This window comes from Actinophytocola xinjiangensis, from assembly GCF_001921215.1.
GTDB lineage: Bacteria > Actinomycetota > Actinomycetes > Mycobacteriales > Pseudonocardiaceae > Actinophytocola > Actinophytocola xinjiangensis.
This window is the reverse complement of sequence record NZ_MSIF01000026.1, coordinates 1-12757: the sequence shown is the minus strand read 5'-3', so window position 1 is coordinate 12757 and position 12757 is coordinate 1. Positions and strand designations below refer to the sequence as shown.

General features: G+C 73.7%; 12 protein-coding genes and 2 pseudogenes. 6 read left to right on the top strand and 8 right to left on the bottom strand.

Features of this window, described 5'->3' with window-relative positions:
* The first annotated feature begins 38 nt into the window (after window positions 1-38).
* The 3 genes and pseudogenes from BLA60_RS34770 to BLA60_RS34760 all read left to right on the top strand — a co-directional run bounded on the left by BLA60_RS34770 (window position 39) and on the right by BLA60_RS34760 (window position 2722).
* Window positions 39-797 (top strand): IclR family transcriptional regulator, encoded by a 759-nt coding sequence (locus tag BLA60_RS34770; RefSeq protein ID WP_211288941.1) that lies wholly within the window; start codon window positions 39-41, stop codon window positions 795-797.
* 4 nt (window positions 798-801) lie between these two features.
* Window positions 802-1976: pseudogene (locus BLA60_RS34765) on the top strand (CaiB/BaiF CoA transferase family protein).
* Entirely contained in the window at window positions 1955-2722 is a 768-nt protein-coding gene (locus BLA60_RS34760; protein ID WP_075137310.1) for a citryl-CoA lyase, read from the top strand. Before BLA60_RS34765 ends, BLA60_RS34760 begins: the two are co-directional and overlap by 22 nt.
* Here the strand turns inward: BLA60_RS34760 and BLA60_RS34755 are convergent.
* Window positions 2710-3870 carry a hypothetical protein gene (locus BLA60_RS34755; RefSeq protein WP_075137309.1) on the bottom strand — a complete coding sequence of 387 codons (1161 nt, stop codon included), beginning with the start codon at window positions 3868-3870 and terminating at the stop codon, window positions 2710-2712. The two genes, BLA60_RS34760 and BLA60_RS34755, sit on opposite strands and share 13 nt — an antisense overlap.
* A gap of 133 nt (window positions 3871-4003) precedes the next feature.
* Here BLA60_RS34755 and BLA60_RS34750 point away from each other — a divergent pair, with 133 nt between their 5' ends.
* From BLA60_RS34750 to BLA60_RS34740, 3 genes are read left to right on the top strand one after another with little or no spacing between them, the layout of a single operon-like run.
* Window positions 4004-5032 (top strand): FecCD family ABC transporter permease, encoded by a 1029-nt coding sequence (locus BLA60_RS34750; RefSeq protein ID WP_084735757.1) that lies wholly within the window; start codon window positions 4004-4006, stop codon window positions 5030-5032.
* Complete coding sequence (locus BLA60_RS34745; protein ID WP_075137307.1) at window positions 5032-5808, top strand: ABC transporter ATP-binding protein; 777 nt, start codon at window positions 5032-5034, stop codon at window positions 5806-5808. The genes BLA60_RS34750 and BLA60_RS34745 overlap by 1 nt, the downstream gene beginning before the upstream one ends.
* A complete protein-coding gene (locus tag BLA60_RS34740) occupies window positions 5805-6773 on the top strand; it encodes an ABC transporter substrate-binding protein (protein ID WP_075137306.1) in 969 nt (322 codons plus the stop codon). The genes BLA60_RS34745 and BLA60_RS34740 overlap by 4 nt, the downstream gene beginning before the upstream one ends.
* Here BLA60_RS34740 and BLA60_RS34735 read toward each other — a convergent pair.
* The 7 genes and pseudogenes from BLA60_RS34735 to BLA60_RS44410 all read right to left on the bottom strand — a co-directional run.
* Window positions 6749-7294 carry a hypothetical protein gene (locus BLA60_RS34735; RefSeq protein WP_075137305.1) on the bottom strand — a complete coding sequence of 182 codons (546 nt, stop codon included), beginning with the start codon at window positions 7292-7294 and terminating at the stop codon, window positions 6749-6751. The two genes, BLA60_RS34740 and BLA60_RS34735, sit on opposite strands and share 25 nt — an antisense overlap.
* Complete coding sequence (locus tag BLA60_RS34730; protein WP_075137304.1) at window positions 7294-8016, bottom strand: hypothetical protein; 723 nt, start codon at window positions 8014-8016, stop codon at window positions 7294-7296. The genes BLA60_RS34735 and BLA60_RS34730 overlap by 1 nt, the downstream gene beginning before the upstream one ends.
* On the bottom strand, window positions 8007-8507 hold the full coding sequence (locus BLA60_RS34725) for a hypothetical protein (RefSeq protein WP_075137303.1): 501 nt from the start codon (window positions 8505-8507) through the stop codon (window positions 8007-8009). Before BLA60_RS34725 ends, BLA60_RS34730 begins: the two co-directional genes overlap by 10 nt.
* Window positions 8504-8893, bottom strand: coding sequence for a hypothetical protein (locus tag BLA60_RS34720; protein WP_075137302.1), 390 nt, complete (start codon window positions 8891-8893; stop codon window positions 8504-8506). Before BLA60_RS34720 ends, BLA60_RS34725 begins: the two co-directional genes overlap by 4 nt.
* 34 nt (window positions 8894-8927) lie before the next feature.
* Window positions 8928-10070 (bottom strand): CHAT domain-containing protein, encoded by a 1143-nt coding sequence (locus BLA60_RS34715; protein WP_075137301.1) that lies wholly within the window; start codon window positions 10068-10070, stop codon window positions 8928-8930.
* Complete coding sequence (locus tag BLA60_RS34710; RefSeq protein ID WP_075137300.1) at window positions 10064-12184, bottom strand: tetratricopeptide repeat protein; 2121 nt, start codon at window positions 12182-12184, stop codon at window positions 10064-10066. The genes BLA60_RS34715 and BLA60_RS34710 overlap by 7 nt, the downstream gene beginning before the upstream one ends.
* Window positions 12181-12757, bottom strand: a pseudogene (locus tag BLA60_RS44410) (hypothetical protein); the annotation flags it as partial. The gene BLA60_RS34710 and the pseudogene BLA60_RS44410, both read right to left, overlap by 4 nt.

Genomic DNA, 12757 nt, shown 5'->3' with positions numbered 1-12757 from the left:
TCTGGACCGTTGTGCGGACTTCGTCTAGGGTCCTCGCCGTGACCACGGACGACAGCGGGGTACGCAGCGTGCAGCGCTGCGTCGACATCCTGGGGCTGCTCACCGAGTCCCGGCCGGCGGTCTCGGTGGCCGAGATCGTGCGCGAGACCGGCCTGGCCAAGACCACCGTCATCCGGCTCGTGCAGACCCTGGAACGCAACGGCCTGCTCTGGGCCACCGCACACGGCTACCTGGCCGGCCCGAGCCTGTGGCGCTGGGCGCACCTGGCCAGGGGCAGCTGGGAACTCCCGCCGGAGGCCACCGAGCTGATGCGCGAACTGGCGCGACGGCACGGCGAGACCGTCAACCTCTACGTCCGCCGCGACGTCCACCGCGTGTGCGTCGCCCAGCAGGAGAGCCAGCAGGCGCTGCGCCACGTGGTGCGCATCGGTGACGAACTGCCGCTGTGGGGCGGCGCGGCGGCCACGGTCCTGCTCGCCGACGCCGACGACGAGCACCTGGCCAGGGTCGCCGCGACGTCCCCGCACGGCGACCTCGCCACCCTGCGCGCCGGGGTCGACGAGGCGGCCGCGCGCGGCTGGGCGGTGAGCCACGGCGAACGCGAGGCCGGGCTGTCGGCCGTCGCCGTCCCGGTCCAGGGCCGCGCCGGCACGGTCATCGCCGCGCTGTCGCTGTCCGGGCCGAGCGTGCGGTTCCCCGACGAGCGGGTCGCCGAGTTCGCCGCCGCGCTCACCGAGGCCGCCGGGCAGCTCCACCGCCGTGGCTTCGACCACCCGTTCCGCCAGGCGGGGAGCTGAGGACATGGCGCCGCTGCACGGGATCCGCGTCCTGGACCTGACCAACGTGCTGGCCGGCCCGTACTGCGCCTACCAGCTGATGCTCTTCGGCGCCGAGGTGGTGAAGGTCGAGGCCCTGGCTCGGGGGACCTGGCCCGCCAGCTCGGCCCGGACCCCGCGCTCAACGACGCCGGCCTCGGCGCGTCGTTCCTCGCCCAGAACGCCGGCAAGAAGTCGGTCGAACTCGACCTCAAGGACGACGAGGACCGCGCGGTGTTCACCGACCTGGTGCGCGGCGCGGACGTGCTGGTGGAGAACTTCCGCGCGGGCGTACTGGGCCGCCTCGGGTTCGACGCCGACCGGCTGCGCGCGATCAACCCCCGGCTGGTCTACTGCGCCATCACCGGGTTCGGGCAGACCGGCCCGAGCAGCCAGGCCCCGGCCTACGACCAGATCATCCAGGGCCTGTCGGGGATGATGAGCGTCACCGGCACCGAGGACACCGCGCCGCTGCGCGTCGGTTTCCCGGTCTGCGACACGATCGGCGGCCTGATGGCGGCGCTGTCGATCACCTCGGCGCTCGCCGGCCGGGAACGGACCGGGCAGGGCTGCTTCCTGGACCTGTCGATGCTGGAGGCGTCGGTCTCGGCGATGGGCTGGACGGTGTCCCACCACGTGATCGGTGGCGTGACCCCGGTGCCGGCCGGCCGGCAGAACGCGACGGCCGCGCCGTCGGGCACGTTCGAGACCGCCGACGGGCTGCTGAACATCGCCGCCAACCGCCAGTCCCAGTTCGAGACGCTGTGCCGGCTGCTGGGCCGCGAGGACCTGACGACCGATCCTCGTTTCGCCGAACGTGAGGCACGCCAACGCAACCGGGACGCGCTGGACACCGAGCTGACCGGCGCGCTGCGCACGCGCCCCGCCCGGGAGTGGGAACGGCTGCTGCCCGAGGCCGGGGTTCCGGCGGCCAGGGTCCTGTCGGTGCCGGAGGCGGTGGAATCCGGCCAGCTGGCCCACCGCCGCTTCTTCACCGACGTCCCGTTCCCCGGCGACGCCACCCGGGTGGTCCGGACCTGCGGCAACGGCGTGCTGGTCGACGGTCAGCCGCTGGCGCCCACCGGTCCGGCGCCGGTCCTCGGCGAGCACAACGACCAGGTCGCCGACCTGGTCACCCGGTGGACGGGGGCCGGCCGGTGACGCCCGAGGACTGGTGGGCCACCGGCATCACCCGGATGGCGCCCGGAGTGCTGGAACTGCGCGGGATCCCCGTCCAGGAGCTGATCGGCACGGTCGGGTTCACGTCGATGATCTGGCTGATGGTGCGCGGTGCGCTGCCCGCCGACGGTGAGGCGGCGCTGCTGGAGGCGGCGCTGGTCGCCTCGGTCGACCACGGCCCGCAGGCCCCGTCGATCGCCGTCGCCAGGATGACCGCGACCTGTGGCGTCGGTCTGAACAACGCGATGGCCTCCGGCGTGAACGCCCTGGGCGACGTGCACGGCGGTGCCGGCGAGCAGTGCGTCGAGGTGCTCACCGGGATCGTGACGGCCACCGGGTCGGGGACCCCGCTGGCCGAGGCCGTCGAGCGGGTCGTGGCCGGACACCGGTACGTGCCGGGTTTCGGTCACCGCTTCCATCCGGTCGACCCCCGCCGGGACCCGCTGCTGGCCCTGGTCGACGCGGCCGTCGCCGACGGGGTGGTGACCGGGGCGTACCTGCGGGCGGCGCGCGCGGTCGAGGACCGCCTCGCGCCGGTCCCGCTGAACATCGACGGTGCCACGGCGGTGATCTACGCGGAGCTGGGGTTCGCGCCGGCGCTGGCGCGCGGGCTGTTCGTGCTCAGCCGCAGCGTCGGCATCCTGGCGCACGCGTGGGAGGAGACCACGAACGGCACGCGCAACAAGGGCCCGCTGCCGCGCGGGACCCTGCCGTCCTATCGCCCGTAGTACATCGGCTGTTGGTGGTGCGGCCACGGGTTCTTCCTGGCCTTGACCCGCATCGCCCTGGTCGTCGCCGGCCGCCACCACAGCGCGAACAGCACACCGAACGGGACGAGGAACGCCGCGCCCCAGAGGCCGTCCGGCCCGCTGTCGATCACCCCGAAGATGATCACGCCGATCGGGAACAGCAGCAGGAACGTGCACACCCCCCGCGCCCACGCCTTCCCGGTCCCCGCGACGAACGCGACGATCGCCAGCAGCACCACCGCGACCAGCGTCGCCCACTCGACGATGACCAGGAACTCCCACCAGGCGATGGCCTCGTCACCGCCCTTGAGTCCCTTGCCGTCCCCGGAGTCGGCGCCCGCGAGGGCGGAGAGCGTGCGCAGGTCCTCCAGTACGTCGTACCCGTGCCGCACCCACAACCCCATCAACGGCAACAACAACAGCGCGATGCCGAAGGTGGTCCACTTCGCCGCGGTCAACGGCCTGGTCGACGGCGGTGGTCCCGGCGGTGGTCCCGGTGGTGGTCCCTGGGGCGGGTACGCCGGCGGCGGCGGGCCGTAACCGCCGGGCCACTGCTGCTGGTAGATCGAACTCACCTCGTGCGTCGCCGAACCCGTGCCCGGCGACGGTAACGGCCCGTCGCCGCTCGCGCTGTCAGGCCAACACCCGACAGTGCGGATGACCTGTTCGGCGACGTCGAGCAGCTCGGCGCGCAGCGCGTCCTCGTCACGGTGTTCGGCCGGCGTGTCCTCCCACCGTTCCAGTGGGCCGGTGAGTGCGCTGATCTCCGCCATGTCGTCGCGGTAGGGCCACAGGCTCCACAGTTCGTCCGCGCCGTCCTCGGGCGCCAGGCTTCCGCTGATCATCCGCCGGGCGATGTCGTGGGCCACGATCCGGGGAGCCCGCACCGTGTCGACGGGTTCGACACCGAGTTCGGTGAGCATCCGCCGAACCAGCGGCTCGGCGTCGGCCAGGGTGAGGCCGGTGGGTGACTCCCCGGCCAGTTCGCACAGTGCCGGCGTGTCCGCCCCGGCGACCAGCAGGTCGCAGGCCAGCCACACGACCGGCTCGGGGTCGAGTTCCTCCAGTGTCAGGTCGGCGTTGAGCCGGAGCACCCGTGCGCGCAGTGCGGGGGGCAGGTTCTCCATGGCGGAGAAGTAAAGCGGTCGGGTGTCGCGACCGTCACCACGTTTTCCGGCGGGTGGGGGCTTGCCGGGGTCGGGGGTCGCCGGCTAACGTCCAGTCGAATTTGATAATCGTTGCCAATAGGTGGAGTTGATCATGGCTGGCGGTGTTCGGATCGCCGGGCTGGTGGTGGCGCTGGCGGTGTCGGTGCTGCTGGCCATCGGACTGGGCGCGGCGACCGTCGCGCCGGCGGACACCGCGCGGTACCTGTGGGCCGCGGTGACCGGCGGGGAGATCGCCGCCGGCGAGGTGACCAGCTACCAGATCGTCTGGCAGATCCGGGCACCCCGGGTGGTGCTGGCGGCCGTGGTCGGCGGCGGGCTGGCGGCGGTCGGGGTGGCGGTGCAGGCGCTGGTACGCAACGCCCTCGCCGACCCGTTCATCCTGGGGGTGTCGTCGGGGGCCTCGGTCGGCGCGGTCGGCGTCAGCGTCCTCGGCGTGTGGGGAGCGTTGGGCATCTACGCCGTCTCGGCCGGGGCGTTCCTCGGCGCGTTGGCGGCCTCGGTCCTGGTCCACCTGGCGGCCCGGTCGCGCGCCGGCACGACACCGCTGCGGCTGGTACTGACCGGGGTGGCGATGGCCTTCGGTTTCCAGGCCCTGTTGAGCGTGCTGATCTACCTGGTCCCGGACGCCGAGGCGACCAGCGCCGTCCTGTACTGGACGATGGGCAGTTTCGGCGCGGCGACCTGGGGCGTGCTCCCGGTCGTCGCCCTGACCGTCCTGATCGGACTGGTCGTGCTGCGCCGGCTGAGCCGCCCACTGGACGTGCTGTCGCTGGGCGACGAGACCGCGGCGAGCCTCGGGGTCGACGCTGCCGGCCTGCGCGGCCGGCTGTTCGTGCTGACCTCCCTGGTGACCGGGGCGATGGTCGCGGTCAGCGGCGCCATCGGTTTCGTCGGCCTGGTGGTCCCGCACGTGGTGCGCATCGTGACCGGCGCCGGCCACCGCCGGGTGTTGGTGGTGGCGCCGCTGGTGGGCGGTGTGCTGATGGTGTGGGTGGACCTGGTGTCCCGGACACTGGTCGCGCCCCGCGAACTGCCCCTGGGGGCGATCACCGCGCTGGTCGGTGTCCCGGTGTTCATCGTCCTGCTGCGTCGCCGCGCCTACCTGTTCGGTGGCCGCTGATGCGTCTGGCGTTCGACGAGGTCACCGCGGTGCTGGACGGTCGGGAGATCGTCCGCCGGCTGTCGCTGGAAGTGCCCTCCGGTCAGGTCGTGGGCCTGGTGGGCCCCAACGGATCCGGCAAGTCCACCGCGGTGCGCTGCGTCTACCGCGCCTTGCGCCCCACCACCGGAACCATCTGGCTGGGGCGGACGGACCTGGCGTCGATGTCCAGAAAGGACAGTGCCCGCTCGGTGGCCGCGCTGACCCAGCACAACGGGTTGGACCTCGACTTCACCGTGGAGGAGGTGGTTGCCCTCGGCCGGGCCCCGCACCACACCGGCAACCAACGACTGGGCGCCCGCGAGCGCGCCCTGTGCCACACGGCGATGGAACGACTCGACGTCGCCCACCTCGCCACCCGAGGCGTCCTGTCCCTGTCCGGCGGTGAACGGCAACGGGTGCTGATCGCCCGGGCACTGGCGCAGGAACCCCAGGTCCTGGTCCTTGACGAGCCCACCAACCACCTCGACATCCGCCACCAGGCGGGCCTGCTGGTGCTGCTGAGGGATCTCGGCCTGACCGTACTGGTCGTCCTGCACGACCTGAACCTGGCGGCGGCCACCTGCGACCGCCTGGGCGTACTGAGCGAAGGCCGGTTGGTCGCCTCCGGCACCCCGCACGAGGTCCTGACCGAAGCGCTGGTCCGAGAGGTGTTCGGCACAACGGTCACGATCGTCCACCACCGGGGCGTACCCCAGTTACTCCATTCGTTACCGGAAAGAGGAAGTCTCAGATGAGGATCGTGTTGCTGGGCGTGGCGGTGCTGCTCCTGACCGGCTGCGGAGCCAAGATCGAACCAACCGACCCGGGAACCCGCGTGACGGTCGCCCGCTGCGGCGAACAGGTCTCCTACACCACGCCCCACCGGGTGGTGGCCTACGAGGCCGGTAGTGCCGACAAGCTGTTCGCCCTGGGTCTCACCGACCACGTGCTGGGCTACGTGATGCCCCCGGCCAACCCGCCGGTGGAGGAATCGCCCTGGGTGGCCGAGTACGCCAAGGTCCGCTTCCTGGGCGATGATCTGCTCAACCGTGAACTCGTGGTCGATGCCCGCGCCGACCTGGTGGTGGCCGGCTGGAACTCCGGCTTCTCCGACCAGCGCGGCATCACCCCGGAGATCCTGGACCGGTTGGGAATCCAGAGCTTCCTGCACGCCGAGTCCTGTTTCAACTATCCCGGCCATCCCGAACGCCATCCCCCGTTCGAGGCCCTGTACACCGACCTGACCCGTCTGGGCGAGATCTTCGGCGTCCCGGACCGGGCCGCCAGGGTGGTCGCCGACCTCCGCGCCCGCGTGGACGCCGTCACCGCCCGGGCTCCCCAGGGCGACCCGGTTCCGGTCTTCCTCTACGACTCGGGTACCGACCAACCGTTCACGGCGGGAAACCAGGTGCCCCCCAACGAGATCATCTCCTTCGCCGGCGGCCGCAACATCTTCGCCGACCTGGACCAACGCTGGACCCAGGTCGGCTGGGAAGCGGTGGTTCGTGCCCGCCCCGAAGTGATCATCATCCTGGACTACGGCGACCAGCCGGCGGCCGAGAAGATCGACTTCCTGCGCACCTCCCCGACCACCGCCACCCTGCCCGCCGTGGTGAACAACAACTTCTACATCCTGAACTACAACGAGGGCATCAGCGGTCCCCGCAACATCGACGGCCTGGAAGGTTTCGCCACCTACCTCCGCACTCTGCCCAGGTGAGGCCCAACTGGATCTCCGCCGAGGTCCACCAACTCGAGATCCGGCCACAGCACGTCCCCGCGAACCCGAACCCGAATCCCGGGCGCGTACCCGGCAAGCTCCTCAGCCGAATACAACCCGGTCGCCACCCGAACAACCCCCGCCACCTCGACGTCGAAGGACACCGCGACCCGGTCCCCGACCCGCTCCGGCCCGACCCGAACCCCCAGCAACGTCCCCGAACGGAGCACCCCCTCAGGACGGGGAAGCAACCCCTCGGAGACACGTTGCGCGACCAACCCGGCCAACCGAACCTCCCGGGGTTCCTCCTCGGCGAGCACGACACCACCCGGACAGACCCGAACACCCAGGATCCGGCCGACCCGCACCAACGCCCACCGGGCGGGATCGACCGACACCACCACCAACCCCGGCTCGGGCAACCCCACGGCGATCCGCAAGGCCAACACCCGACGCGGATACTGACACCGCCGGCTCACGTTGTCCTCGACCCCCAGGATCGACACGTAGCGCACCGTCATCAGAACGGAAACCACCCCAACGCGACCCGCCCGTCGAGCACACACACCGGCACCTGCCGCGACAGCCGGATCGCCCCGGCCTCCTCCGGCCGAACGAACCCCACCACCCGCTCGGAACCCACCAGAACCGCCACCTCCACGTGGTCGTCACGAACCCGCCCGGTCGGACACACGTCCGCCACCGCGACCACCGAACGCCGGCCACGTAACCAGGCGGCGTGCGCGAAATCGTCGAGCAACCCGGCCTCGCGACGGTGATCGGCCAACAGCGCCAGCAGCTCACCGGCCGGATACCCGAGGGCGAGCCGAAAACCCTCACCCAGATCCACCACCGGCAGCAGCATCCCCGGCCGCAGCCCGTCGACCTCCCGGGGATACTCGGTGACCACCACCACCTGTCCGTCCACACGCAACGCCAACGTCACCGTCTCCAGCCCGTCCGAGATCCCCTCGGTCGACCACCACTCCAGCCGCCCGACGCGGGGCCGGACAAACCCCTCGCGCCACCGCAGAACCCCCACCGCCGGCCCGTACCGGGCGTCGACACACAGCAGATCGGTGAGCGCCCTCGGTTCCCGCTCCCACGACTCCCGGGTCGCCCCGGCGATCCGCGCGGCGGTGGCGGCCAGTTCCGCCGGCGTGCTGACGGCGTCCCGCCCGGCCAACGCCACCAGCAGCGCCAGCCCACCGACCCCGACGACCAGCCACATCGTCAGGTCCATGAGCCACCCCTCGGCCGACGCCAGTGGACGCGCTCCTCGGCCAGCCGCACACCGTCGAGGTGGTACCCGATCCGCAGCACGTCGTCGTGGGCGCCGGCGAGGAACACCCGCTCGGGCCGGCTGGTGAACGTGCGCACCCACCACCGGCTGCCCCGCACGAACCTGTCCCGGTGCTCGTCGGCGATCTCGTCGGCCAGCACCGAGTCGAACGGGCCGTCGGGGGCGTCCACCCGCAGGTGCACGACCGGGCACCGCCGGTCGTACTCGTCGATCACCTCGGTGGTGTGGCCGGTGACGGTCGCCTGCCGGGCCACCGGGTCCAGCGCCGGCAGCGGCCCGAACCACAGGTACGCCAGCCACCCCCCGAGTCCGGCGACGGCGACCGGCACGACCAGCAGCGGCGAGACGTACCACGGCAGGTCGAACCGGAACGTGGCCACGATCCACAGCAGGTACGCCGGCACCCCCAGCCGCAGCGCCCACGCCATCATCCCCGCACCTCGCGGTGGACGCGGTCCAGGTGGACCTCGGTCGGGCGGTCGTCGACGGTGTGCACCGACCACGTGGTGTCCGGCTGGAACCGGTGGAGGTGCTCGCCGGCGATCTCGTCGGCCAGCACGGCCTCCCGGAGGCCCTCCGGTGTCCGCACCACGACGTGGATGACGGTCCGCTCCCCGGTGACCCGCCCGGTGACGGTCGCCTCCAGGGGCGGGTCGCGCAGCGGCCGGGACCGCAGGTACACCCAGAACAGGAAGCCGTAGATGCCGGCCGACAGCGCGATCAGCGGCGGGGCGTGCCCTGGCAGGTCCATGCCCAGCCAGGTGAACAGCCCGCAGACCAACGCCGGGACGCCGAAGCTGACCAACGCGGGGTACATGCGAGCAGCGTGCCGCCCGGTGCCGGCCTACCGGTCACAGGTTCGGCGCGTACGCCGTCCAGAACGCCCCCCACAGGACCGGCGAGCACGCCCGGTCGCCGGTGTCGTCCCAGCGTGCGGCCAGGTCGCGCTGCCACGCCCCGAGCGCGGCGACCGGGTCGGCCGACCCGTGGGCGGTGTGCACCGCGACGATCACGCCGGTGACGGCCGGCGCGAACCCGTGGCGCGCCAGGCCGGCGTCGGTCGGCAGCACCCACCGGGTGGACGTCACGTACTCGGCGCCGCCGTTGACCATGGCGGTGACCAGGCCGGTCGGCTCGGCGAACCGGGCGTCGGCGCCACTCTCACAGGCGACCAGGGCCACCCGGTTGGGGAAGCGCCACGGTGTCGGGTCGTGCGGGCGGTGGCCGAGAACGAGGTCACCGGCGGTGAGCGGGCGGTGGGTGCCGAGCAGGGCGGCGCGACCGGTCGTCGCGGGTCCGCAGGACAGGTGCAGGCGCGCGTCCAGGCCGTGCCCGGCGGTGGTGACGTGCCCGACGTAGAGCAGCCGCGCGGCGCCGTCGAGCGCCTGTTCGAGCCGGTCGCGGTCGAGGTCGGCGTGGACGGCGCCGATCTCGTCCGCCACCCGCGCGCGTTCGTCCTGGCCAAGGACCGGGCCGAGGTCGGGCACGACCGGGTCGAGCACCGCGACCACCGGCCCGCTCGGGTCCCAGGGCGAGACCCGCCGGCCTGGCGCGTTGCGCACGGTCGCCGGCACCAGCACCGACACGTCACACCGGTGCACGAGGCGCCCACCGTCCCCGAGCCGCAACGCCTCCCACGGCACCCGCGCGGTCGACGGCGAAGGCTGGATCCGCAGGTGCACGCGGTCCTCGGCCGTGGACAGCCGCGCGGCGAGCGCGGGCGGGATCAGCGCGTCGGCCAGTCGCCGGGACAGGTCGCGTTCGCGGTCGGGGTCGGTCAGCGGGCCGCCGGCCAGCGCCCGCGCGAGCGCGTCCCCGGTGCTCTCGCCGGGCAGCGGTGACGGGAGGGCCCGGTCCAGTTCGGCCAGCACCCCGGTGGCGTGCGCGCGGGCCTGGAGGTCGACGTGCGGCTCACCGGGGGCGTGCTCCCAGCGCCACATCACGTACATCTCGCCGGCGTCGACGAACGTGAGCTGGACGGTTGGTCTCACCACGACCGCACCACCTCCGCCGAGCGGACGGCGAAGCCGTAGCGCCGCTCGGCCAGGTCGATCCAGTCGTCCAGCGGGCCGCGCACCGCCGGGTCGACCCGCACCCTGGGTGGCGGGCCGAAGGTGGTGTCCGGCGGCCTGGGCAGTGAGGCCACCTCGCCGAGGGCCGGGCGGGCCGGGCCGTCGAGGGAGACGGTGGCGGCGAGGTGGTCGAGGTAGGCGGCGGTGAGGGCGAGGTCGCCGGAGGCGGTGATGGCGGTCAGGGCCGAGCGGGTGGCGGGCGCGGCGGCCAGCGCCACCCAACGTTCCCGCAGCGGGCCGGGGGAGAAGCGGCGGCGCAGCGCCTCGGCGGCCAGGGCGGCCGGCAGCGCGACGTCCAGCGCCTGGCGACGCAGGTCGTCGGCAGAGGCAGAGGCAGAGGCAGAGGCAGAGACAGCGTCGGGGTCGGGGGCAGTGTCGGGGTCGGGGTTGGCGGCGGCGTGGGCCCAGCGGGTGAGTGAGTCGGCTCGCCACCAGTCCAGGCCGAGGGCCACGTGCCAGAGGCCGGCGCGGTCGCTGAGGTCGCGGGCCGCCAGGTACTCCGCGCGCGCCTGCGCGAACCGGCCGAGGGCCTCCAGGGCGGCGCCCCGGACCTGGCCGGTGGCGATCGCCGCGAGCGGGGGCGGGTCGGTGCCCAGCGCGTCGAGCACCCGGTCGAGCATGGTCAGCGCGTCGGCCGGCCGGCCCCGGTGGACGGCGATCGCCGCGCGGCCGTGGAGGCAGGTGACGAGCTGGGTGGTGTTGCCCAGGCGGGTGAACAGGTCCTCGGCGTCGTCGTAGTGGGCGTCCGCCGCGTCGAACTCGCTGTCCAAATAGGACAGTCGGGCGAGGCTGAGGAGGGTGGTGGCCTCGGCGTTGGTGTCCCCGGTGGCGGCCAGGAGCATCCGGGCGACGGTGAGGTGCTCGGCGCTCGCCGCCGTGTCGCCGGTCGCGTCGGCGAGGTCGGCGAGCGCCACGTGCGCGTAGGGCACCAGGTGCGGCGCGTGCTCACCGGCCAGGTCGAGCGCGGCCGTCGCCTCGGCCAGGCCCTCCTCGAACCGGCCGCCGCCGGCCAGCACACCGGCGCGGGCGGTACGCAGCGACGCGACCACCGCCTCGTCCCGGGTCGTCGCGACCGCCTCGTCCAGGTCGGCCAGCGCCTCGTCGGTGCGCGAACGCTGCCGCAGGTAGCTCGCCCGCGCGGCCAGCGCGGTGACCCGGTCGGCGGCCGTGCCGTACCGGTCGCCGACCCGCGACTCGACCTGCCTGGCCAGCTCGATCGTCTCGGTACCGAGCCGCAGTGCCTCGTCGAGATCGCCGACCCCGGCGGCCAGCGCGGCCCGGTTGCCGGTCACCGCCGCCCGACACACCAGCGCCTCCACGTCGTCCATCTCGTTGTCGGGCACCAGGGTCGCCCGGTACGCCTCGTCGAACACCGCCGACGCGGCCCTCGGGTCCCCGGCACCGGCGAGTTCGGCGGCCCTGGCGTTGAGCTCGACGACCTGCCGCCAGCGTTGCCCGACCGGGCGGGGCGCGTCCGGGTTCTCGGCCAGCAACCGGCAGCGCGCGGCGTGCTCGTCGTCGCCGACGGCCTCGGCGATGAGCGCGAGGTTGGTGTAGGCGTGCGGCAGGTGCTCGGGGGCGTGCGCGTGCGCCAGCTCGACCGACCGGATCGCGGACTCCTCTGCCTCGTCGAGCCGGCCGGTGGCCATCAGCAACCCGGTCCGCACGACGTGCAGGACGACCGTCACCGGCTCGTCGTCCACGGTCAGCCCGAGATCGAGGTCGGCGAACCCCTCCTCGGCCCGGCCGCCGCGCAGCAGGGCCTGGGCACGCAGCGCGCACGCGTTCACCAGGGTCAGCGGCTCGCCGCCGTCGCGTGCCAACCCGATCGCCTCGCCGGCCAGCTCGACCGCCCGGTCCAGTTCACCCCGGTGCTCCACCAACGCCGCCAGGCTCACCAGCACCGACGCCCGAACCGCCACCGGTTCCCCGTCCACCGCCGCCAGGGCAGCCTCGAACGCGCCGACCGCGCCGTCCAGGTCGCCCGACCCGGCCAGCGCGACGCCCTCGTCGTGCAGCCGCCGCCAGTCGCTCATGCGCCGGCCACGTACTCGGCGAGCGTGGCGCCGGGCGAACCCACCCGCGTCCTGGCCAGCGCGACGATCGCCGCCCGCCGGGCCGGCGCGTCCGGGTCGGGGAGGCGGTCGGGCACCGCGAAGTCCGGCGCGTACACGGTCAGCGTCCGCTCTCCGGCCGGCAGCAGGACCACCGCGTCCGGCACCGGCGCCCGGCCGGTCGCCGGGCCGTCGCCCGCCGGCAGGTCCAGCGCCACCTCGACCGGGCCGAACCGCGCGGCCAGGCCCGCCCGCCGCGCACCCGGCGCGCGCGGCACCGACACCTCGACCACCGACGAGCCGTCCCGCCGCAGCACCGTCCAGCTGGCGTGCGCCGCCGCGTCGACCACGCCCTGCGGCACCAGCGCCCAGTCGACCGGGCTCGTTCCCCGCAGCACCACGACATCCCGGCCAACGGGTGGTCCGCCGGCGGCGAGCGCCAGGTCCGCGCGGGCCGGCGCGGCGGGCTCGGTCAGGACGATCCCGTTGTCCTCGGCCAGCTCCGCCAGCCGCGCGGCGAGACCGGCGGCGCGGGCGCCCGGGACCGCGGCCAGC

Bases quoted from the DNA above. Each gene is read 5' to 3' on its own strand.
- BLA60_RS34755 (WP_075137309.1), bottom strand. From the start codon at position 3,870: ATGGAGAACCTGCCCCCCGCACTGCGCGCACGGGTGCTCCGGCTCAAC.
- BLA60_RS34750 (WP_084735757.1), top strand. From the start codon at position 4,004: ATGGCTGGCGGTGTTCGGATCGCCGGGCTGGTGGTGGCGCTGGCGGTG.
- BLA60_RS34745 (WP_075137307.1), top strand. From the start codon at position 5,032: ATGCGTCTGGCGTTCGACGAGGTCACCGCGGTGCTGGACGGTCGGGAG.
- BLA60_RS34740 (WP_075137306.1), top strand. From the start codon at position 5,805: ATGAGGATCGTGTTGCTGGGCGTGGCGGTGCTGCTCCTGACCGGCTGC.
- BLA60_RS34735 (WP_075137305.1), bottom strand. From the start codon at position 7,294: ATGACGGTGCGCTACGTGTCGATCCTGGGGGTCGAGGACAACGTGAGC.
- BLA60_RS34730 (WP_075137304.1), bottom strand. From the start codon at position 8,016: ATGGACCTGACGATGTGGCTGGTCGTCGGGGTCGGTGGGCTGGCGCTG.
- BLA60_RS34725 (WP_075137303.1), bottom strand. From the start codon at position 8,507: ATGATGGCGTGGGCGCTGCGGCTGGGGGTGCCGGCGTACCTGCTGTGG.
- BLA60_RS34720 (WP_075137302.1), bottom strand. From the start codon at position 8,893: ATGTACCCCGCGTTGGTCAGCTTCGGCGTCCCGGCGTTGGTCTGCGGG.
- BLA60_RS34710 (WP_075137300.1), bottom strand. From the start codon at position 12,184: ATGAGCGACTGGCGGCGGCTGCACGACGAGGGCGTCGCGCTGGCCGGG.